The organism is Pseudoalteromonas sp. PA2MD11 (assembly GCF_017808125.1).
In the GTDB taxonomy this organism is placed as follows: domain Bacteria; phylum Pseudomonadota; class Gammaproteobacteria; order Enterobacterales; family Alteromonadaceae; genus Pseudoalteromonas; species Pseudoalteromonas simplex.
On the sequence record NZ_JADKNF010000006.1, the window covers coordinates 91,364 to 113,157 of the forward strand.

Here is a 21,794-nt window from a genome sequence, read left to right on the forward strand (position 1 = left end):
CATGGAATTACTTAATACGTTTCAACCAGGTGTCGTGCATGGCGCAGCAAGTAATGGCTTTACCGTTTATTGCCGTTATGGGCTTCCTCATTTAGTGTGTCTTTGTGTAAATCGCCCAGATGATCCGTTTTTAAACTTGCCGATAGATTATTTTAAGGGCCTAGATGGTTATTTTGCCGAGCAATTTTTTATAAACCTTCACCCTGTACTCAATAGTAGCAATGTGTTGTCGCATATTTACCAATACGCTACACAAACAAGCTCAATAATAAACGATCTCTCGTATGCAGAAATAGCGCAAGAGTTGGCAAAACTCGTGAGCACAAATAAGTTACAAGTTATTCCTTTAAACGAATAGCTAATAACAAGGAAGGTAATATGGGAAAACCCGCTTCAACGTTAGGGCACATGCATGTTTGCCCAAAAGTAACAGGTACAGTACCTCATGTTGGAGGGCCAATTGTAGTGGGTTCGGCCAATGTGTTGATTGGTAATATGCCTGCCGCAAGAAAAGGCGACATGCTTGTATGTGTTGGCCCACCAGATAGCATTAATAGCGGTTCTGGCACAGTTAAAATAAATGGGAAACCTGCGGCTAGAATGGGAGACAGTACTTCTCATGGCGGTAAAATTGTTTTAGGTAACCCAACAGTTTTAATTGGTGGATAAGGTGTTATCACTCATTCTAAATGAGCATAAAGCAGCTCTTTTAAATTTAAATATGATGCAGCAAAGTGCTTTTTATAGCATTGGGTTTATTGCTCAAGTTCGTCAGCAGTTAATTTTAAAAGTACAAGCATCTCAGAGCGCTAGCAATGTACAGTTTGAAATGGTGCAGTGCATTATTGAAGAGCTCGAGACGTTAAAACAGCAAGAAACGTCATTAGATGACATTGCAGAAGCATGCTTGGTTGCGCTGCAATTAATGTCGAGCTCTCAAAAGCAGAGGTTTTTGGGGTTATTAAACCGACATGAGTTTACGCTTTTAAAACATAAGCTTTTGCAGAAAAGCTTAACAATAACTGGGCCAGCCAATAGCGATCTTTTGAATTGGGCAAATGTGTACGGTAAATCAGAGACACAGGCGATTATTTATAAAGCGATAAAACGTGCTGTAAAACAGCTGCCAGATATGCCTGAAATGCAAGAAACAGTAAACGCATTTGAAAAGGCTGCGATGATTAATTCACCGTTAATGTCTGTGTACCTATTATTGTTAGACCCACAAAGGATGAATTTTGTTTGCAACTATGTGAGCCAGCAGTTTACTCGAGAGCAAGCTATTGCGGTGCTATTGCAAACTGGGGCAACAAAATATGTCCCTATGGCTGTTGCGCTGTTGACCGAAGTGAGGTCGGCCAAGAATCTTGTTGCTGGTATTAAACGCTGCTTAGGTAGTCAGCTCGATGAATTAGTTGCATTTGATACTCAAATTCAGGCTGGCGATTGTAAGCAAGCCGCTGTTGATTTTCAGCGCCAATTTGCATTGAGCTGGCCAGAGCAAAAGATCAACTTTAATGATCAAACCCTGGTTTATGGCTTTGCGATGAATAGGCCTGTCAGTGTAGCAAGCCTGCAAGGTGTTGATTTTTTTAGTTGGCAGGTGATTACAATTTTAAATGCGCTTAAATATGACTGTCGAAATAGTCAAGCGAGTTAGCATTGAGTGCATTTAAAATTTCAATACAGCAGTTTGATACACCTTATGAAGTAGCCCCAGAAGTATTAATACTAGAGGGGAGCTCGGGTCATGAGCAAGTGCAAAACTGGCATTCATTTGATGCCTTTATTTATGACTGTATTGTAAAAGCAAAGTCAGTATTGAAAGAGTCAGACGTGCAGCAACCGTTAATTTGGTTGTTACCGGCACTGCCTTTTCAAACTGATCATAAAACACTATTTATAAACAGCCTTCAGCAGCGTTATGGCATTGCTGTCGAACAGATGATTTTTGAAGGCGCAAACGCTATGCACAGTGCGATCGCATTAGCTAAAGAGCAAAATTTTAGTGCTTTTGATGTGGTAGCAATTGATGGTGTGTTTAAAGCCTCAAAGCATAACGGCTTTGAATATTTGGGTATTGCGGCTTGTAAGGCATGTGTTGAATTTACTCAGGTAGGCTGGGCGCTGCAATCTACGAGCATGTGTTCTTCTGTAGATATAGCAAAGCATCAGCCTATACATGCAGAGCTTGAACGTATTTTATCGCTAAATGAACAAAAAATAGATTTAGTGTTTGCCCCAGGAAATGGCCTAGAAAGTGATGATTGGATAAGTTATTTACCTGTTTTAAGTAAAAAAATTAATGAACAAACGATGTTCCAACTTCCTAATTATAAATTAGGCAAAATGGGAGCAATAGAAGGGGTTGTAAACCTCGCAAGCCTGACAAATAGCGCCCTTTATGCTGAGCGTTTTGGGCAGGCGTTAATAATTTCGCAAGAGTACAACAAGTACCAAGCCGTCGCGTCATACTTATGGATAAGTAAGGAAATGTGCAACTAATGGATAGTAAAGCAGTTGTGTTACAGGGAACACGTTATCCCATCTGCCTCGTGTTAGCTAAACAGCCAGCCCCCAGTGGTTTTATTGCTGTCGCAACGAATACGCCGGATAGTGCCTACAAATTTGTAGCTGAGGTTGGTGCGGTATTAAGTGGCGATGCTGCTAAACGATTAGATCTTATTCAATTGTTAAATGTTGCTGGTATAAATTGTCCAAGGCAAGCAACAGCGCGCGAAACTGCATCGGCTTTGATAAAAGCCTTAACCTCAGGTGCCATTACGTGCTACCAGCAGCAAGTAAAAAGCACCATTCAAGTCAGTGATAATACTCGCTCATCGCAAAGTAGCAGTTCAGCGTCTTCGGCTGTGCCAAGTAATGCCAAAAAAGCAACACAAGCTCCTGCTAGCAATAAGGGCAGTGCCAGTAACACAACCGCAAGTGAAACGCCTATAACAGAACAAGAATGCCGTTCAGACCCGGTTTCGATGCTAACAGGCGAAGAAATTCTTCCTTTAACTGACTTCTCATTAGCCGCAAATAGGCCTTTAACGTGGCGTCGGTTATACCGTTCGTCTCACTGTAATCATAAAACAATACTGGGTAATGGCTGGCGTCACGATTATTTAGTGCAATTAACCGAGCATTACCTACCACCGCCGAAAGTGGGCCCAAAGAAAAAGGGCACTTACTGGCTTGAGTATCACGACGAACATGGTGCGACTCATAAGTTTGAAAAAGTGAAGCCGGGGCAATCGAGTTATCAGTTAAGTAGTAACTTGGTGCTTCATTATAAAGAAAATGGCAAGCAAGTATTAGTAACACCAGATGATAAACACCTGACGTTTATGCCGGGTGCATCAGCATGGTTGCTCGAAAAAATCATCAATGAAAAAGGTCAAAGCACCCGTTTTTATTATGATTCGATGGAGCGTTTACAACGTATTGAAGTAAACAAAGTACGCGGCTGTGTACTTAAATATAATAAGCACGGTTTACTCAAAACGGTGCACGCTTATCGTACTAACGAACAAGGCAAATTAGTACTTTTAGATCAGCCATTAGCTAGTTATGAGTATGATGAACAGTCAAACTTAGTTGCGGCAACAAACCAATTTGCTGAACAAGAGCGTTATGAGTATAACGCTGCAAATTTACTAATAAAGCGAACCAGAGCAAGCGGTTTTAGTCATCACTTTGAGTGGGACTCGTATGGTTATGATGCCAAATGTATTAAACAGTGGGGGGATGACAATACCTATTGCTATCAGTTCGAGTATCAAGGCAATAAAACAACCAGTATAGATTCACGCGGCAACCAAGAGCACTTTGTGCACAATGAGCAAGGTAAGCTGATTGAGCACACTGATGCCAACGGTAATATCACGCGCTATGATTACAATTCGCTAGGGCAAAAAGTAGCGCAAACTGATGCTCTAGGCTATCAAACGCTTTATACCTATACTGAATACGGCCAGCTTGAATCAGTCACCCAAGCTGATGGTAACCGCACTCAATTTGGCTATAACCAACTTGGTCAACAAGTCGTTGTTATTTTGCCAAATGGCGAGAAGATTAAACGCCAATACAGTGCCTCAGGGTTATTACAAAGTGAAACCCAAGCAGATGGGCGAATTGCACTTTATAGTTATGATAAGCAAGGTAATTTGAGCCAGCATGTCACACCAAACGGTCATGTATTAAAATACACGTGGAATGAACAAGGTGAGCTACTTGCGAAGCAGCACAATGATGAGCTCATTCGTTACAGCTACGATACCCTCGGTCGTATAAATGCAACCATTAACCAAGCCGGTCTGCTTACTCAATATAAATATAATGAGCAAGGGCAACTAGTTGAAACAACCGCGTTTGAGCAAAGTAACCCTGATAACAAACAACAACAGCTTTTTTCTTATGATGATGCTGGTAGATTAGTTCGTTCGAAAAACGGTAATGGTGATACCACAGAGCAGCACTTTGAGGGACTAAGCCAACCTCACTGCGTGATCCAGCCAGATGGCAGTGCACTGCATTTAACGTATGATAAAGAGCGAAATTTAACCGCAATCGAGCGTAGTGACGGCCATATTTATCGCATTAATTACGATGCAAACGAAAACCCAACACAAATCACGGGTTTTGATGGTACTGAACAGCAATTTAAGTACGACGCATGTAATCGTTTAGCGGCTGTCACGCAAAGCGACAAACGCCATGTAAATATTAAGCGTGATAAGCTAGGCCGCGTTATTTCGCAGCACGCAAGTCTAGCCACAAATAAACACATAGTTAATAACGCTAACCACTACAGTTATACGACAGAGGGCAAAATAGCACGTGCTCACAATGAGCAATCAACGATTAAACAGTCGTTTGATAAAGGCGGACGACTACTGAGTGTTGAGCAAATTCACAACCAGTCTCAAACCCATAAACTCGCATATAGCTACGATGACTTCGGCAGACGACAGTCTCTTACCTTGCCAGATTCAACAACCCTTTATTATAACTACAATAGTTTTGGCCAGTTAAGTGCTATACAGGTAAAGCGAGCGGATGGTGAGTTAGCAAAACTCGTCGAGCTTGGCTACGACAGCCAAAATAATATCAAAACTCAGCGTTTTGGTAATCAGGTTACCCTTAATCAGACATTTGATGTATTTGGGCGTTTAACGCAGCAGCAACTATCGCATCCAGAGCACACACTATTTGATAGCTGTAATTATCAATATGATGCGATCAATCAACTTATTGCGCGGAAAGAACAAGGCATTAGCTGCCAAAATACACAGTTTGAATACAATAGCCTTGGCCAGTTAATTCAGCAAAATCTAGCTGATGCAAAGTCGGATACACAAGCGCCAGAAACTGCCAAGCAATTTCAGTGGGATAGCTTTGGTAACCCAGTTAGTCAAACTCAAGTGCAGCATGATGAAGCAGTCAATAAACAAGAAGCTAATGATGCTGTTACACATAGCCAAGCCGATGCCGACAGGTTAACGCATTTTGGCGATAGCGATTTTGAATACGATGACTGTGGTAACCAAGTACGCGAAACGGGCAAAGGCATAAAAACGCACCGTGAATACAATGCATTCAACCAATTAAGCAGCTTTAACAACAATGGCACGCTAACACATTACGACTATGACCCACTAGGTCGTCGTATCGCTAAGCAGACTGAGCATGGCAAGATTGATTATATTTGGGATAACGACCAACTAATAGGAGAATACCAGCACGGCGAGTATACCTGGTACATCAACCTGCCCAATCAATTTCACCCGGTCGCACTGATTAAACAAGGTGAGCTGTATTACTACCACCTAGACCAACTAAACACCCCACGTTTTGTTACCAACAATAACGCAGAAGTTGTATGGCAAAACCACGCCGATGTGTACGGCTATGAAGAACCAGAAGCTAATGCTGACTTTAATAAAGAAAACAGCTTCACTCAGCCAATACGTTTTCAAGGGCAATATTTTGATGAAGAAAGCGGCCTACACTACAACCGCTACCGTTATTACAGCCCCAAACAACAACGCTTTATAAACCAAGACCCGATAGGCTTAGTTGGCGGCATAAACCACTACCAATACGCGCCGAATCCGGTTAATTGGGTAGATCCGTTTGGACTTAGTTGTAAGGAAAATACATGGAATACGTTTCAGAAAAATACTAAAGGGCACTTTAAAAGTTCTGCCGAAGCAGCCGGGAGTTATAAGAAAGTCAAAGAAGTTTTAATTACTCCTAAAGCTGAACGCCCAGATCCATCAACATATCTGCCGCAATCTTATATCGATGCGCATGTAGCTCTGTTTAATCAACAAGGTGCAGGTTTCATTTCAATTCAAAGTTGGATGTTAAATCCTGAATATCCAACGTTACCGCCAAGAAAATTTGTAGGGCTGAAAAGTGAAATGGACGTTATTATCTCCAAATATACCAAGTCAGGGAATGATTGGAGAATTCTTAGAGATGAGCTCAGCTTGGGCGAAGATACAGATCTAAGCAATGATGAAATCACGTACATGGTAATTGAGCCAGGAGATGAACGATTTGAATATGATATTCCGAATGGTCGTGAAGGTGGAGCATACGATGGAGAATGGATCCCAGGCGGTAAAACAAAAGGTGGTATAACTGAAGCCGCACTAATAAATTCTGAAAGGGTCGTTCATAATAACAGTCTTGAAGAATTATCAAGTAACTTTAAAAGCACAAAGAAATTACGAACAGGTCAAGATAATAAAAAATGAAGTAGTAAGAAGTTACATCCCATAAAAATACAAAAGTATGGCTGTTGAATGTGAGTGTAGAATTGGGAAGTGGAGCGCTTAACTTAATAACGCGTAATGAAAATAAATAGTTAAAATACGCAACGTACTCCTAAAGTTAGTATACAGAGTTATTAAAGCTGCAGAAGATTTAAAGTTTTATGCTCCTTAACAGCATTGAATAGAGATATTATATGGTTACAAATTTATTTGAAGTTTCGATAGGTAAAAATGAGTCAAATAGCTTTTTTCGTGGAGAAAAAAATTATTTTGTAAAAACCCCTGATTTTGAACAACATAATCACGGTGCAAACCTTGGAGGCCATGTAGAATCATTTTTGAGAATGAGTAATACCAACGCTAAGGTTTTCGATAGAATTTTCATAGATTTTTTAGGGTCTTTAGAAATTACTAAAAACGATTTAACTCATTTTATGGCAAATCTCTCGGCATTTTTTGCTTTAAAATCCAGAGGCAGATTGGTGGGTTCAATGCTTTTTAAAAGCCCTAAAAGTATTGAATCAAGACTAGTTAAAAGTTACTTAATAGAGATCTCTAACAGTGACTTTTACCAAAGTGAAAAAGATAGGTTATATTTACATGCAAATTTCATCTCTAGAAATGGCAATGATATTTTATTAAAAACACTACGGGAAATTGATGGATGTGATTTAGGAAAGTAAGTTATTTTAACCTAGATATATTGGGAGAGAATATTAGCTACGGATAAAATAATATGGCAGGCTATTAAATTTATATTTTAGCAACGTACTTAAAAAATATGGACGTTTTAGGTTTATGATGAAACAGCTATTTATTAATGTTTGTTTGATTTTTACTTTTTCTTGTACCGATGCTTTAAGTAATGATGACAAAACGTATGTCAGCCTTGATGTTATTGAGATGAATGTTGAAAGGGTCAATGACAATTTGTTTCGTTGGCTTAAATTTCATCCTGATAGCGAGTTCCCTTGTTTAAGACTAGAGATTTTAGAAGCGGGTAGTAATGCGCTTATCAAACGAAAGAATATATGTAACGTGTATGATAAAGCGTTAAAAGTTACACATGATTTTAAAAAGTTAACATTTTTAGATATCTACAATCTGAATGTTAATTCACAAATTCTAACATTTGACTTAGAACTCTCTTTGTTGAGTCAGAATGTAGTTAATATGAATTGTTCAATTAAGATTGAAAATACAGGTTTTTCTCCACTTGAGTGTCACCGTTTAGAGGTGGAGGAATAGCCTGCGGCTGGATTGATGCTAGCCGTAATAAACATAATTAATCACTCAAAAGGAGTGATGGAACAAATTTATAGTTTGATAACAAAGAGCTCACTGAAGAGCTGTAATTAATGGATAGGGAAATACTATGAGTGAAATAAACACGGATGTTAACTATAAAACAATGGCAGGAAATGCCCGTTTGGTGATAATTGCAGAGTCTAGTCACAATCCACTATCGTATAAATATGAGGCAATTAAGGCACTCAAACAATTAAAAACAGCAGGCTTTACTCACTTTGCAATGGAAATGCTGCCTTTATACATTAAAGATAAAATCGAGTTCTATCAGCGTACTGGAAAGGGGTTTGATGCCATAAAGAAACATTTCCAGGAAGACTGGAACTGGAATAATGCTGCGAGTACTGGCTACAGTGAATTAGTGAGAGCGGCCAACTCATTAGGGATGAAAATTGTTCCATTAGATATGTCAGCTGAAATGATGGATGAAATAGATGGACGCTGTAACTGGGAACAAGCTGATAACAGTACCTGTATGGATTCTCATATCCAAAGAAATCAAATGTGGGCGAATATTTTTAATGCCGAATTAAAACGAAATCAAAATACTCGGATTGTTGCATTTATGCATCGATATCATGCATTTAATGCAGGTAATAAACATATTGGTATCGATTCAATAATGCTAAGGTTAAATGTTAGTAGCATTAGTCTTATAGAGTATATTGGTGGAGTAGCCTGTTATAATAATGGTGTTTGTGAAGGCCAGTCTAATGCTGATGAATCTCTAAGAAAAGTTTACTTTTCAAGAAAGGGGTCTTTCATACCTTCTTCTTTTCCTTCTTATACCGTACATCTTCCCGAAAAAATGCTGCTTGAGAAATAGTATGTTCAGAATTCTTTTTTTACTGTGTATATTTTCGCCTCTCCTTTATGCTGCTGGCCCAAGGTGGGATAACTCAATAGATATTAATGATCCTAACTTAACGGGAAAAGTAGCCGCAGAGCAGTGCCATAAAAGTTTGATTAATGCTCCCGAAAAACTAGAGCTTTGGTGTGAGAAAGCGATTGAGCTGGGACACTGGGATTCCTTAGTAACATTAAGTATGCATACAGGAAATGGCTCTCGTTTGATTGCTGAAGCCAAAAAAAGAATGGGAGAAAAAGAACCCCGAGCATACTCGATACTTGCATGGTTATACAGGACAGGTACGTTTGTGGAACAAGATATAAATTATGCCATGTCACTTTATAAAGAGCTTATCAAGTTAGATATCGATCGGCCGAACTCTTTAATAACTGCTGCACACTTGGAGTTGGCATATTTATATAAGGCCCAACAGAAGTGGGCTGCAATGAATGAACATGCCCAGTATGTTTATGAAAACACGAAGATTACCTATCACAAAGAACGCGCCGCAGAGTTACTTGCACTTGCTGCACAAAGCGCCATAACAAATTAAATAACAGGGAGCTATAAAACAGTATGGAACAACAACATCAACAAACACTCACCCAACTAGTCAACGATGTTTATAACAAACCGGACTTAATCGAAGAGCATCAGGTTCTTATTCAACCTTTATTAAAAGACTTGGTGGCTAGTGCGCCAGCGGGGTTTGAGGGGATGGCTACGATGATCCACAGCCATTTTGTCAATGGACTTAAATCTACCAATCCAAATATTCAAAAGTTTGAACTTGAGTCAGGGCTTTTAAAGCTTAAGCCTTATTTTCAACGAATTAATCAGTAAGCTACAAAATCTTAGTTAGGTAAACAATTACAAGGATGGTTTATGTCATTAATGAGTGCGTGCATTTTAATGCTGCTGTTACAGCCATTGTTTGTTTACTTTGCGTTATTTGCAAAAGAAGTTGATCTTAATGAAGACTCGCAAGATTCGACTGTCATGCTATTTAACTTTGGTCTTTTGGGTATCACGCCTAGTGTTGCTTATTTTTACATGGAGCAGTTTTGGTTCGCAGTTGGGATGTTAACTGGCGTCACACTATTAGGTTTAACACTTGCTAAAATTTTAGAATCAAAGGGCAAAAGGCCATTGGATCTCATCCTAACTTTGCGTTTTTTGACGTCGTGGCTGCTTATTTTTGGCGTTATATATTGGTTAATTTCATTATTTACAGGCTCACCAGAAGTTCAGCCAACAATTGCTGATGCTGATCAGCAAGTTGAGCCGTTTTATCAGCTATTTTGGCCTTCATTTTACTATTTAGGTTTAATGGTTTTTACATTTTTACTTAAAGTACTCGAGTTTCGCTTTCAATTAAAGCCAGCTTTATCTGGTACTCTTTTGATACTTGCGGCAGCGTTAATCGGTATATCACCACTCGTTGATGGCAGTTTTATTCTTGGCTTGTTTATAAATATCGCCATATTTTTTATTTTTTGCTCTATGTATATGGAAATTAATAAAATAAATGACCCCTCTGGCGGAGCGATTGTTTTTTTATATGCATATATATTATCAATGGGAGTTGGGGTGGCTATTATCGTAAAAATTATACATGTAATATTTTTTACTTCTGAAGTTTGATTTTTAACCTTGCAAGGGAGGTTGTTTTTTAGTTATTATTTGTACCTGTTTTGTTGTTTTTATTCTGCGTAAATGAATAATGTATAAATCAGCATAATAAGGTTTTTGTTGCCATAAATTGCATTGCAAGGAGGCTTGGTGTGTTCTCATCAAGGGTTAGGCAGTTAGCTATATTAATTGCTACATTATTTGTTTTATTCACTACGACACAGGTATTTGCGAATATGTTTGGTTTTTTTAATAAAAGTGATTTTATTTTGTCTGCCCCTGTTAAAGGGCAGCTACTTGATGATGGGAAGCCTGTTGCAAATACCAAAGTAATGCGTTCACTTACTTACGGTGATGAATATATCGACGAAACAGTAACTGATGAACAGGGCTATTTTACGTTTTCAGAAAAAACAATTAAAACCAGTAAACCAGCTAACATGTTCGATAATGACTCATTGGTACAGCACATTTATTTAGAAAATGGCACGCCAGAGGGAATTGTATTGTGGTACACACTGGTTTCACTGCATGAAAATAGTCAAACCCTCAAACGATTACTTGCTGATTTAGAATGCGATATTTCTAAAGAGCCAGAAACATACGATATTCCTATCGAAGAAGATACAAGCCATACTTTTGCGATTTATACATCATGTAAACTTTAACCTAAAACATCTCATACAAAGGGAACTTATATGAATACCTTGACGCCTACTCAAGCTGTGCAACTCGCTGAGCTTGCTTATAAAGCAAAAAGTATTAAAACAACTAATTTACTTAATCACTCATTGCACGCTTCTTTGCGAAATAGCTTTAATTTCTCAATTAATCCAAGTGCTGTACAAGGTGTGTCGGGTGGTTTTTTCTCTCATTTATTTGGTTTAAGTACAGGTTTTGGTTTAGTTGCACACGGAAAAAATGAGTTTCAAGGTGATTCTGTTATCACCATTCGTGGAACAGCCTCTTTAAGAGATGGTTTAACAGATGCAAACTTCGGTTTAAGTGGTGGTTCAAACGGTAGTATGGTTCATGCGGGGTTTAATAAAACGTTTTACACCATGAAGCCGGGACTGCAAGAGTTTGTTACAGCAAATATACGTGACAAAGTAACAGGGTGCGTACATTTAGTTGGCCATAGCTTAGGTGGCGCACTTGCAACGTTAGCGGCAGATTGGATCAAAGCTGAATATTCGTTACCTGTAAAGCTGTATACATTTGGCTCTCCTCGTGTTGGTCTAGATAACTTTTCAAGAGCCGCAACAGGCAGAATCGATAAGATTTATCGTTGTACTCATGGTGCCGATCCTGTCACTAAAGTGCCGTTATGGCCATTTTCTCATGCTCCTTATCAGGGCCAAGAAATTCGTTTAGACAGCGGACAAGGCTTAAAAGGTGCTGCCCACAAACTCAGTGGGACACCTGGCTACATCAATACCGCAAATAGTAATGATTGGGGCAATCTGACGATCCGTGCAAATCATTATTTGAATACACCTGTGCGCTTAAACTTTGAAGATCGTAATCAAGCATCATTCAATTCACATTGGGCAGATAAATTAGGTGCGGCGCTTGTTACTTTGTTAAAAGACGCTGGTTATTACAGTGCTGTTGCTGCACAAGCAGCAATTGGAACAGGCCTGACATTTTACGATATGCTTGCTCGAACTTTAGATAAAATTGCGAAAGCATCAGCCTCATTTGCTGCACAAACACTGGGTCTTATTGGTCATATGTTGGTGTTTGCTGGCAAAGTTGTTAGCAAAGCCGTAGAACTAACATACAGTGTTATTAAGTGGGCTTTTGACTCGACTCTTGGTGCTCTTTATCGCGCCGCAAAAGATGGCCTAAATGGCTTAGATTAATAACAAATAGGGCATGCTGGTTAGCATGCCCATTTCTTATTATTTTTCGTTTTCTTTTAATGAGCTTATTTGTATTCCATTCTTACTCAGCTCGCTTTGTAGCTTTAATGCACTGCTTTTTAAGTTTGGTAACGTCTTGTTATTTATGATATCAACTGCTTCATTTAACTGCTTTGAAGCATGTTTAGCCGACATTTTTCTACTGATTGCTGCATCAATAATAAATTGACTTTTGCTGTAAAAACGACGAATTTCAGTTAAAAACTCACTGGGTGTTTCTAAGGTTGTGGGTGAATACTGCATGGTCTGCCAAATATACTTTTCGATGGTTGGCTTGTTATATTCAAGTTCAGACTTAGGTGGGCTTTTTGCTAGTAAGTTAGCAAATTTTTTGAGATGTTCAGCATTATCTTTAACTTCATCATATAGAGAAGTTCTAAGATAATAATTATCTTCCATTTTACTGAATGAGTCGAATTTTAAAGCTTGCTCTAAACCACTTTGGGCTGCAAGATAAACCCCAAAAATAGTTGAAAAAACGAGGAATAATTGGTTTAGCCAAAAACCAGTACTTTTTAGTTCTTTATTATCAACGGTTTTAAATGCGGTAGTGATCTTTGGGGTATTTCCTTTATCCATTATTAAATTCCTTTTACTATTTTGATTTAGTATCTCACAACTATTTGATTTGTGTATTTAATCTCTTTCTAATAGCACAGCGCCACTGTGATCTTCACCTAAATAATCGTCTTTATTGTAGATTGGGCATTTAGCCATTGATAAACAGCCGCAGCCAATGCAACCGTTAACGCGCTCGCGCAATCGCTGCATGTATTGAATGCGTTCATCTAATTGCGTTTGCCAGACTTTAGAAAGGGCAGCCCAATCTTGTTTAGTGGGTGTGCGTTGCTCGGGTAGGGTGCTTAACGTTTGTTTAATGTCTTCAAGAGTTATGCCCATGGTTTGCGCAGCTTTTATAACGGCAATTCGGCGCAATACATCGGGTTTATAGCGGCGCTGGTTACCATTATTACGCCAGCTGCGAATAAGCCCTTTTGACTCATAAAAATGCAAGGTCGAAACTTTTACGCCACTGCGTTTTGCCACAAAGCCAACCGCTAGGTTTGCATCAATAAGTTTTTTATCTGACATAATTTGCTCCAAGGTGTTGACCTAAAGTTAGCTTGAGGTTTTACGCTGCACACATCATAAAAAAGGAGTGATAGTCATGCAACAAAAAACAACAACAAATACGGTAATTATTTATTCAAGTGCACGAAAAACGGGTAACACAAGCTTACAAGTTAATGATTATAAAGCCCAATATGGCGGTGATCTGGTATGTCTAGATGACTATGTTATCTCGCCTTATTGCTACGATAAGCAATATAAAAATGATGATTTTTATGCGGTATTTGAAGCGCTGTTGAATTATCAACACTGGGTACTGGCATCGCCAGTGTATTGGTATAACACCACACCGCAGTTTAAAGCATTTTTAGACCGGATCACTGATTACATGGATGATGAAACTCTCAGGCCAAAACTGAGAACACTGCGTGAAAAGCAGTTTTCATTGCTCTCAAATGCAGGAGCTGCTCAGGCACCTAACGCGTTTATCGAGATGTTTAAAAACACCTTTAATTACTTAGGCATGACCTTTAAAGCGCACCAACATATTGATGCTAGTTAAACGGGTTTAAACAAGGTAGGCTAGAGTAAAAAACAACAGGAACTTTTATGAAATCAACACTGTTAGGTTTATCTTTAGCCTTATTATCTTCGTTTAGTCATGCAGAGCAAGCTGAGCCTGCTATCAAAGGTTTTGGTTTTTATTATGATGTGCCAAACCATGCACCAATCTCTGATCAAACGGTTTTCAAAGTGGCATTTGATGTAGCAGATGCGGCAGAAAAAGGGGCGCCGAATAACAAAATGAACTCATTAGCACGGTTTATTAATATGCATATAGCCCATGGTGTGAAGCCTGAGAACATTCAACTTGCTTTAGTTGTGCATGGTGGCGCAAGTGTTGATGTACTGGAAAACAGTTTTTATAAACAGCGCTTTGCCAGTGACAATAAAAATCAGCAATTGATCACTCAATTGTTAGCGCATAATACCGTTGTTTATGTGTGTGGACAGTCTGCAACGCACATGAAGGTAAAACAGCAACAGCTTATTCCTGGTGTGCAAATGGCGTTATCGGCAATGACCGCGCATGCTCAGTTGCAGCAGCAAGGTTACACACTGAATCCATTCTAATGAATATCTTATGTTTTGGTGATTCAAACACCTATGGTATTTCGCCCGTCGATGGTAAACGCTTTGCAGCCGATGAGCGCTGGCCTAGTTTACTGGGTATTAAATTAGGTGCCGGCTACCAAGTGATTGAAGCTGGCCAGCCCAATCGTACACTGGTGAACGACCCACCTTTTAGTGGTGATAAACTGGGCATTAAATACCTAGAGCCTTACCTAGCGGCTTATCATTTAGATGTGATTGTTATTCAGCTCGGCACGAATGATTTAAAGCGCCGTTTTGCGCTGTCGGTTGTTGATATTGCCAACGCACTAGAAGCACTTATTTTAGATATAAAAAACTATTATCGGCACCGTGAATTACCCAAAATAATAATTTTGAGCCCGCCAGCGGTGTATGAGGTTGGCGCGTATAAATCTATTTATGCAGGAGCAGAGCTAAAAGCAAAACGGTTAGTGGAAGAGTTTAAAAATGTTGCTGACAGCAACAACTGCTGTTTCGTTAACTGCTTTGAATTAATAACACCATGTTCTTCAGAAGGCGTTCATTGGCCAAGCTCACAGCATAAGACACTTGTAGATCACTTGAGAAGTTGTCTCTAAAGTAATACTTTGCTGTGTTCTTTAAATGATTTACCAATTTTTATCTTATCACCAGTATCTAGCTCTACATGTTCGTTCGTAACAGCTATGACTTTGCTGTTATTCACTATGTATGATTTATGGATTTGAGTGAATGAGCCTAATAGCTGCTCTAAGATCTGTTTTAGGGTTGTTGTTGCGAGGATCGTTTGGTCTTCTTGGTGCACTTTTACATAATTTCCATACGCTTCAATGTATTCAATTGTATCTAAGCTAAGCTTGCGTTTTTCGCGATCTACTTTTAGGGTGATTGTTTTACTTTTCGGCGTTTGGGAAATACGTTCACGGACTTTATTTATTGCTTGCTGTAAACGTTGTGCAGATACAGGTTTGAGTAAATAATCAGTAACATTTAGCTCGTAACCTGCGAGTGCATATTCTTCATAAGCACTCACAATGATAATTTGAGGCGGGTTAGCGAGTGATTGAATGAGTTCTAACCCTGACAACTCTGGCATGTTTATATCTAAAAAAACGACATCAATAGTTGATTTTGCTAATTGGTACAAAGCATCTTTTGCGCTGAAATGCTGAGAAACTACTTTGATATCTGAATACGACTCTAAATGATGAAGAATTACTTGATGAGCAAGTGGTTCATCATCAACAATAATTGCTTTAATCATTTGATAGTTCCAAAGAGAGGGTGGTTTGCCAAAGTCCATTGTGATTATGCACTAATAAAGTATGTTTTTCTGGATATAGAAGCTCTAAACGGCGCTTTAAATTGTTTAGCCCCATGCCTGAATTATCATTATTGTTTTTGCGAGGAATGCTATTTTCGCAATATAACGTTAAAACGTTGCCATTTAAGGTTAGTTTTATCGTTACTTCAGCGTTTTCTTGTGCGTGTTCAACACCGTACTTTATGGTGTTTTCGATTAAAATAATAAGAAGCAGTGGCGCTATAGAAAGAGGGTGACTAGTTTCAGGCCATGCTAGGTTAAATCTACAGTTATTTGCATGCCTTATCTTGTGCAGTTCAAGAAAGTTTTTAATGTAATTTAGCTCTTTTTCGAGTAGAACGAATGGTTTTTGCCCTTCATAGACGGTGTATCTCAGTAAGTCAGCCAGCTGTAATACCAATTCAGGTGTCTTTTCTGATTTTGTTAATGCAAGTGCATATAAGTTATTTAAAGTATTAAATAAAAAGTGCGGATTAATTTGCTGCTGCAATAGCTTTAGTTCTGTTTTTATTTGCTGTTTGGCAATTTCTTCTAATTTATGGTGGTGCTGCTGGCGTTCAAACGCCAAGATAATGGGTGTAGAGATACTTAAAAATAAAAACATAAACTGATAATTGTACTTATTGATAATGTCTAGGTTGCCTCCCGGAGTTAGATTGGCAACATTTGAGGGTAAGTCATTAACAGGCAATGTAAGCACAATAGCGGCAAGTAATGGTGTTAAAACAACCATGCTAATTAAGCATGCAGATACAAAAATGAGCACTCCATGCTTGGCTAAGAATTGACGTATTAAAATGTAACGATTAAATAAAAAAGTGCCGTGTACAATAATTGCGTAGACCAAAAGCTGAGAAAAATACCAAATAAATTGATTATAGTTTGTAAGTAGCTTTTGAGTATCAAATATCAATGCAAAGGGTTGATTTAGCAAAGGTTCGTTATGGCTGTTGAGTATGCCAGCCATGACAAAGGCCCAGCCAAAACATATAACAAAAACAACTTTATTTAATGTAAACAAAGAGCTCATCCAACTGGTTAATTTGGATTTTTGGTTCTTCTTAAAGCGTTGGGATGAAAGCCAAAGTAAACTTGCTAGACTGCATAGTAACCAACATTGCTCTTGTAAGTAGTGCCATTTATCATAAGGTGGCAAGCTGTTGCTTAACAGATAAATGAGTATTGGGTAACCAATAAACCCAGATAACCACCATTTTGAAGCCTGCTTTGAAGAATGCTGTGATGCCATCCAGTGAGCGATTAAGAAAGGGATACACTCAAATATTAGCTGTAAATTTACTGTTAGATAAGTACTGGGTGAATCAATTCTCAGCGAAAGATAGCGAATATGACTTTCAAGTAGTATCGCAGCGATTAATGGTAGTAGAGCAACCATGCTTTTTGTGTTTTTAAGTGATGATAAATAGCTAATAGCTGCCAGCAAAATCTACTCCGTTCAGTTTTTATTTTTGCAACGTACACTGTTGTTTTTTCGAACATTTATATATTACCCTAATTTCTAAATAATGTGGAAACTGAGGGAGTAATACTCTGATTAAGCGTTATAATGGATTTAGCTTAACGTTTTTATTTCTTTATTCATCCACATCTTGATGAAAGTTCTTTTTTTGATGACGAAATAAGAAATTTTGCTTTCATCATCAAACTTGACTCATTGATCATTACTTCGTAGCAGCGAGCTTTGCCATTCCTTAATCTAGATTTGTGCTAATTAAGGAGCCAATAAATGCTAACACTTGAGCATATTTCGAAAACATACCCTGATGGAACTCAAGCACTTAACGATATAACCATTGAGTTACCCAGCGGCATGGTAGGGTTGCTGGGGCCAAATGGCGCTGGCAAGTCTAGTCTGATGAGAACTCTTGCATGCCTGCAAACTATTAATTCTGGCCGTATACAGTTTAGTGGCTTAGATATATTAAAAGACCCTGACAAGTTACGTAAGCAACTTGGTTATCTACCACAACAATTTGGTGTTTACCCACATATGGGGTGTAGAGCATTACTTGAACACATCGCCATATTAAAAGGGCTTGAATCTAAAAAGACAAAGCAACAGATTGATGACCTGCTTACTGCATTAAACTTAACTCAGCATGCAAATAAAAGAGTCAGTCACTTTTCAGGGGGAATGAAACAGCGCTTTGGTATTGCTCAAGCATTGTTGGGTGATCCTAAATTAATCATTTTAGATGAGCCTACTGCTGGGCTTGACCCGGCAGAGCGAGAGAGTCTCAATAACTTATTAGTTTCAATGAGTAAGAATCGACTGATTTTGCTTTCAACACACATTGTGGAAGACATAGAAAACCAATGTCACTTTGTGGCGATGATTAAAGGTGGTCAACTGATCCAAAGTGGCCATATCGATACCTTAGTAAACCAACTCAAAGGTAAAGTATGGGTATTAAAAGCTTTGCCACGCGCACTGCCCAAAGACGCTTTAGTACTGAGCCAAAGTTATCGATATGGTGAGCCCGTCTTTCGAGTTTATGCCGCAGAGCGCCCAACTACAGGGGCTGTTTTGGCTGCAGAATCATTACAAGATAAGTACTTCTTTGAACTAAAATCTCGAAGAGGTGAATTATGCTAATAATCAATGAGTTAAAGTATCTTTTTCGTCAACCAATAGTTTGGGTATGCTTGCTTATTGCGCCAAGTTTTGCATTTTCACTTTCTTCAGGGCTTGCAACAAGTAATGTTGACCCATTACAGCACTATCAATTGCATTTAGTGTCATTACACATGATGCAATTGGCTTTATTGGTTGGAGCATTATCGCCAGCAATTTTCTTACGTGACCACCTCTTTCATATGGACGAAATTATTGCTGTTGCATCAGTAAGTTCAAAACAAAAAAACTATATTCGAATAGGTGGTTTTGTAAGTCTATTAATGATGGTTTCATTAAGCAGTACGTTGGTTATGAGTTACGTACATTTTCAAAATAATGGATTTAGTTGGCAAATACTTGGTTATACAGTTTTTTATAGTGGTTTTGTTCTACTCATAAACTGTTTTTTACTTATTGCTTTGGCATTTTGGCTTTGTCAAAGGTTTCGAAGCTCAATGATTATCTACGCCGCTTTTGCAAGTGTTTGGATTGCTTATTTGTTCGCTGCGAGTATAACGGGTAATCCAATTCTGGCAGGAAGTAGTGTACTAAACGAAACGTTTTATCAGCTATTTATTTGGTTAGACCCATTTGCTTATACAACGGTAATAGCAAGTTTTAGCGAGTCGCAAAATACGCCTTTTTATACTAATCGCTTTATTTGTTTTACTCTAGCAATTGTTATTTTTACTCATGCTGTTGGCTCGCACCCCCAAGTATATGCAAGGATAAAGCAACCCAAACAACAATGTATTGAGTCTGACCTTAGGCCTTACACTCAATTTCAAACGGTAAAGCCTACATTTCGTCAAAGCTCGATTCTATTCGAGCTATATAAAGCTGCAATTTTAAATATATTAAAACAACCTATAACTCTTATTCTGTTACTTTTATGGCTAGGGTTAGTATTTAATAGTGTTGCATCTTCTTCTCAGTATGCAGAACCAATGAGTGTTATTAAAGCAACTAGCATTGATGCTGTTAATCAATATGCCTTTGATATGTATATATTGCTCGGTTGTTTACTGATGGCTCTATGGAGTTGGCAACTTAGTTGTAATGCTAGGCACTATAAAATAGCAGAGATAATTGCGGCAGCGCCTATTAAGACTGCTTCGATTTTGCATAGCCAATTATTGGCAATAGTGAGTTTGGTGTTTGTTTTTTCGTTAATAGGTTTTGTTGGTGCATCGTTAGCTGAACTTTTTATTGGCAGTGACTTTGACGCTTATCACCCTATTTATACCTTAGCTTTAATGGGACTGCCGCTAGCTATCATTGCTTCGATATTTGTATGTATTTTTAATTTATTGCGCTCAGAGCTTGTTGCTTCTTTAGTGGTGTTTGCCATTTTGTTACTTAAATTTACCCCAGTAATGACTTATTTGGGGCTAACACACACGTTTTGGAGTGTAGCTTGGACACCATTGCAGCCGGCTAATGAATTTTGGGGATATCGAGCAAGTTTAAGTAGTTACTGGCCTTATGTCCGCGCGTGGCTAGTATTATTACTTAGTGTTGTGCTTGTTAGTCAGGCTTTTAATCACCGCGGGACAGGAATGGGCAGTAGGGCACCTAAAAATAAAGATGCTTGGCTGTTAATACCTGCAGTTTTGGCTATCAATTTATTTTGGCAGCTACATACTAATTTAATTTCAGAAAAGCCATTAAGTAACTCTTATAAACGAGAAACATTTAAAGCAAATTATGAAAAAATGTTTGCTGGTTGGAAACATAAAGCTCAGCCAAAAGTGAGTCATATCGATGCAGAAATAGATTTCTATCCTTATAAGCAGTCAGCCCAATTTAACTTAACCTACTCATTTACTAACCCTCACAAAAAACCAATAAAACAGGTATTGATAGGTCGTGCAGGCTTCTATCAATGGGCAGATATTAAAATAGAAGGAGCTGAGCAAGTCGCATTTTATCCATCAATGAACCAAGCTATTTACGAGTTTAAATCCGCACTTCAGCCATTCGAAACAAGGCAACTTAAAACGCAATTTGTAGTAAAGCAAGCCAAGTTATGGCCTACACAAGGGCATCAAATCATAACGCCTGAATTTAGTTATATTCGTTCAGTTCCGCTATTACCGACGCTTGGGTATCAAAGAAACTATGAATTAGATGACGAGCAGTTAAGGTTAGATTATGGGCTTCCACTCTATGTTAAAACACCGCCTTCAAAGCTTTTTAATGCAACATACCAAGTACCATATAACTATGAACGCATCACCATGAAAAGCAAAGTTACCACCGCCCTAGGTTATCAGGTCGTTTCACAGGGGAAGAAAATAGCGCATATTGTTGAAGGGCAAAGAGCCGTTTTTAAATTTCAGACGACAGTGCCAATTAACAACTTACCTGCTTGGTTGTCATTTCCATTTGCAGCAACTGAGTTAATTTATGAGGGTGTGAAGTTACAGGTTTTTACTAAATCAAGTGCAACAGAAGCTAATAAAGATGCCGTAAAAGTTAACTTACAAGCTATGAGTGACACGCTTTTTTGGTTTAATAATAATCTTAATGCGTACAACGGTTCAAAGCTCAGTTTGATCGACGCAACAGGATTTGGTGGGACAGGGTATGCATTACCTGAAATCATGTTGATTGATAATAAGGTCGGTTTTAGAGCTAAACCAAGTGAAGGCGCAGGTTTTGATCAACGCTACCGCCGTGCAGTACATGAAACGGCTCATCAATGGTTTGGTCATGATATTGGCAATAGTGTTCCTGAAGATAGCGCTTTTTTGATTGAATCATTAGCTAAATATATAGAGCTTGTGGTGATTGAAAAACGATACGGAAAAAAGGCTGTCGATGCATTAGTCAAATATGAAACTCAGCGATATCAACAAGCTTCTCGGCTAGATATTTCGACAAAGCAAGCGTTGGTAGACTCATCAAAAAGTTACGATCAGTATTCCAAAGCTACTCTTGTATTTGCAAAACTTAGAAATGAAATTGGCGATGCTGTGATTGTGGCTGCTTTAAAATCAGTATGGCAAAAATATGCGTTTCCTAATCGACCAGCAACGTCAATGGATTTTATTAGAGCGTTGCAAGAACAACTTAATGAACAAGAGAAAGACTTAGTTAATAAGCTTTTTTTGGAAGTATAAAT

General features: G+C 38.5%; 22 protein-coding genes. 18 read left to right on the forward strand and 4 right to left on the reverse strand.

Annotated features, from left to right (window positions below; translation table 11 throughout):
- Nucleotide 1: 1 nt before the first annotated feature.
- The 13 genes from ISP07_RS09145 (at nucleotide 2) to ISP07_RS09205 (ending at nucleotide 12,440) form a co-directional block, all read left to right on the forward strand.
- Complete coding sequence (locus tag ISP07_RS09145; RefSeq protein ID WP_138618898.1) at nucleotides 2–358, forward strand: hypothetical protein; 357 nt, start codon at nucleotides 2–4, stop codon at nucleotides 356–358.
- Between the two features lie 20 nt (nucleotides 359–378).
- Nucleotides 379–669 (forward strand): PAAR domain-containing protein, encoded by a 291-nt coding sequence (locus tag ISP07_RS09150; protein ID WP_135926857.1) that lies wholly within the window; start codon nucleotides 379–381, stop codon nucleotides 667–669.
- A gap of 1 nt (nucleotide 670) precedes the next feature.
- On the forward strand, nucleotides 671–1,660 hold the full coding sequence (locus ISP07_RS09155) for a hypothetical protein (RefSeq protein WP_209327436.1): 990 nt from the start codon (nucleotides 671–673) through the stop codon (nucleotides 1,658–1,660).
- 2 nt (nucleotides 1,661–1,662) lie between these two features.
- Nucleotides 1,663–2,505, forward strand: coding sequence for a hypothetical protein (locus ISP07_RS09160; RefSeq protein ID WP_209327437.1), 843 nt, complete (start codon nucleotides 1,663–1,665; stop codon nucleotides 2,503–2,505).
- Nucleotides 2,505–6,767: an RHS repeat-associated core domain-containing protein gene (locus tag ISP07_RS09165; RefSeq protein WP_209327438.1), complete on the forward strand. Its 4,263-nt coding sequence runs from the start codon at nucleotides 2,505–2,507 to the stop codon at nucleotides 6,765–6,767. Before ISP07_RS09160 ends, ISP07_RS09165 begins: the two co-directional genes overlap by 1 nt.
- A 212-nt stretch (nucleotides 6,768–6,979) precedes the next feature.
- The gene (locus tag ISP07_RS09170; RefSeq protein WP_194441290.1) at nucleotides 6,980–7,468 is read left to right on the forward strand and encodes a hypothetical protein; all 489 of its coding nucleotides are present in this window, start codon (nucleotides 6,980–6,982) and stop codon (nucleotides 7,466–7,468) included.
- A gap of 115 nt (nucleotides 7,469–7,583) precedes the next feature.
- Nucleotides 7,584–8,033 carry a hypothetical protein gene (locus ISP07_RS09175; RefSeq protein WP_194441291.1) on the forward strand — a complete coding sequence of 150 codons (450 nt, stop codon included), beginning with the start codon at nucleotides 7,584–7,586 and terminating at the stop codon, nucleotides 8,031–8,033.
- A 127-nt stretch (nucleotides 8,034–8,160) separates the two neighbouring features.
- On the forward strand, nucleotides 8,161–8,919 hold the full coding sequence (locus tag ISP07_RS09180; RefSeq protein ID WP_209327439.1) for a ChaN family lipoprotein: 759 nt from the start codon (nucleotides 8,161–8,163) through the stop codon (nucleotides 8,917–8,919).
- Nucleotide 8,920: 1 nt separating this feature from the next.
- A complete protein-coding gene (locus ISP07_RS09185; protein WP_209327440.1) occupies nucleotides 8,921–9,496 on the forward strand; it encodes a hypothetical protein in 576 nt (191 codons plus the stop codon).
- Between the two features lie 23 nt (nucleotides 9,497–9,519).
- Entirely contained in the window at nucleotides 9,520–9,786 is a 267-nt protein-coding gene (locus ISP07_RS09190) for a hypothetical protein (protein WP_209327441.1), read from the forward strand.
- An 87-nt stretch (nucleotides 9,787–9,873) separates the two neighbouring features.
- Entirely contained in the window at nucleotides 9,874–10,587 is a 714-nt protein-coding gene (locus ISP07_RS09195; protein ID WP_209327442.1) for a hypothetical protein, read from the forward strand.
- A gap of 224 nt (nucleotides 10,588–10,811) precedes the next feature.
- Nucleotides 10,812–11,243: a DUF4198 domain-containing protein gene (locus ISP07_RS09200; RefSeq protein ID WP_228290579.1), complete on the forward strand. Its 432-nt coding sequence runs from the start codon at nucleotides 10,812–10,814 to the stop codon at nucleotides 11,241–11,243.
- Between the two features lie 30 nt (nucleotides 11,244–11,273).
- Nucleotides 11,274–12,440, forward strand: coding sequence for a lipase family protein (locus tag ISP07_RS09205; RefSeq protein WP_138618920.1), 1,167 nt, complete (start codon nucleotides 11,274–11,276; stop codon nucleotides 12,438–12,440).
- Nucleotides 12,441–12,479: 39 nt separating this feature from the next.
- On the opposite strand, the gene ISP07_RS09210 is transcribed toward ISP07_RS09205, so the two are convergent.
- Nucleotides 12,480–13,079: a hypothetical protein gene (locus ISP07_RS09210; protein ID WP_228290567.1), complete on the reverse strand. Its 600-nt coding sequence runs from the start codon at nucleotides 13,077–13,079 to the stop codon at nucleotides 12,480–12,482.
- 57 nt (nucleotides 13,080–13,136) lie between these two features.
- Nucleotides 13,137–13,592 carry a redox-sensitive transcriptional activator SoxR gene (gene soxR / locus ISP07_RS09215; RefSeq protein ID WP_166338572.1) on the reverse strand — a complete coding sequence of 152 codons (456 nt, stop codon included), beginning with the start codon at nucleotides 13,590–13,592 and terminating at the stop codon, nucleotides 13,137–13,139.
- 76 nt (nucleotides 13,593–13,668) lie between these two features.
- Here soxR and ISP07_RS09220 point away from each other — a divergent pair, with 76 nt between their 5' ends.
- Genes ISP07_RS09220 through ISP07_RS09230 form a run of 3 tightly spaced genes read left to right on the forward strand, consistent with a single transcriptional unit; the run spans nucleotide 13,669 to nucleotide 15,304 of the window.
- Nucleotides 13,669–14,133 (forward strand): flavodoxin family protein, encoded by a 465-nt coding sequence (locus ISP07_RS09220; RefSeq protein ID WP_138618922.1) that lies wholly within the window; start codon nucleotides 13,669–13,671, stop codon nucleotides 14,131–14,133.
- Nucleotides 14,134–14,180: 47 nt separating this feature from the next.
- Nucleotides 14,181–14,705 (forward strand): DsrE family protein, encoded by a 525-nt coding sequence (locus tag ISP07_RS09225; RefSeq protein ID WP_209327444.1) that lies wholly within the window; start codon nucleotides 14,181–14,183, stop codon nucleotides 14,703–14,705.
- Nucleotides 14,705–15,304, forward strand: a complete 600-nt coding sequence (locus ISP07_RS09230) for an SGNH/GDSL hydrolase family protein (protein WP_138599233.1) — start codon at nucleotides 14,705–14,707, stop codon at nucleotides 15,302–15,304. The genes ISP07_RS09225 and ISP07_RS09230 overlap by 1 nt, the downstream gene beginning before the upstream one ends.
- Here ISP07_RS09230 and ISP07_RS09235 read toward each other — a convergent pair.
- Complete coding sequence (locus ISP07_RS09235; RefSeq protein ID WP_138618926.1) at nucleotides 15,301–15,969, reverse strand: LytR/AlgR family response regulator transcription factor; 669 nt, start codon at nucleotides 15,967–15,969, stop codon at nucleotides 15,301–15,303. The two genes, ISP07_RS09230 and ISP07_RS09235, sit on opposite strands and share 4 nt — an antisense overlap.
- Nucleotides 15,962–17,473 carry a sensor histidine kinase gene (locus tag ISP07_RS09240; protein ID WP_228290568.1) on the reverse strand — a complete coding sequence of 504 codons (1,512 nt, stop codon included), beginning with the start codon at nucleotides 17,471–17,473 and terminating at the stop codon, nucleotides 15,962–15,964. Before ISP07_RS09240 ends, ISP07_RS09235 begins: the two co-directional genes overlap by 8 nt.
- 303 nt (nucleotides 17,474–17,776) lie before the next feature.
- Between ISP07_RS09240 and ISP07_RS09245 the strand changes: the two genes are divergently transcribed.
- Together ISP07_RS09245 and ISP07_RS09250 are read left to right on the forward strand one after the other, a co-directional pair.
- A complete protein-coding gene (locus ISP07_RS09245; protein ID WP_138618928.1) occupies nucleotides 17,777–18,646 on the forward strand; it encodes an ABC transporter ATP-binding protein in 870 nt (289 codons plus the stop codon).
- On the forward strand, nucleotides 18,640–21,792 hold the full coding sequence (locus ISP07_RS09250; RefSeq protein WP_209327445.1) for a M1 family aminopeptidase: 3,153 nt from the start codon (nucleotides 18,640–18,642) through the stop codon (nucleotides 21,790–21,792). The genes ISP07_RS09245 and ISP07_RS09250 overlap by 7 nt, the downstream gene beginning before the upstream one ends.
- The last annotated feature ends 2 nt before the right edge of the window (nucleotides 21,793–21,794 follow it).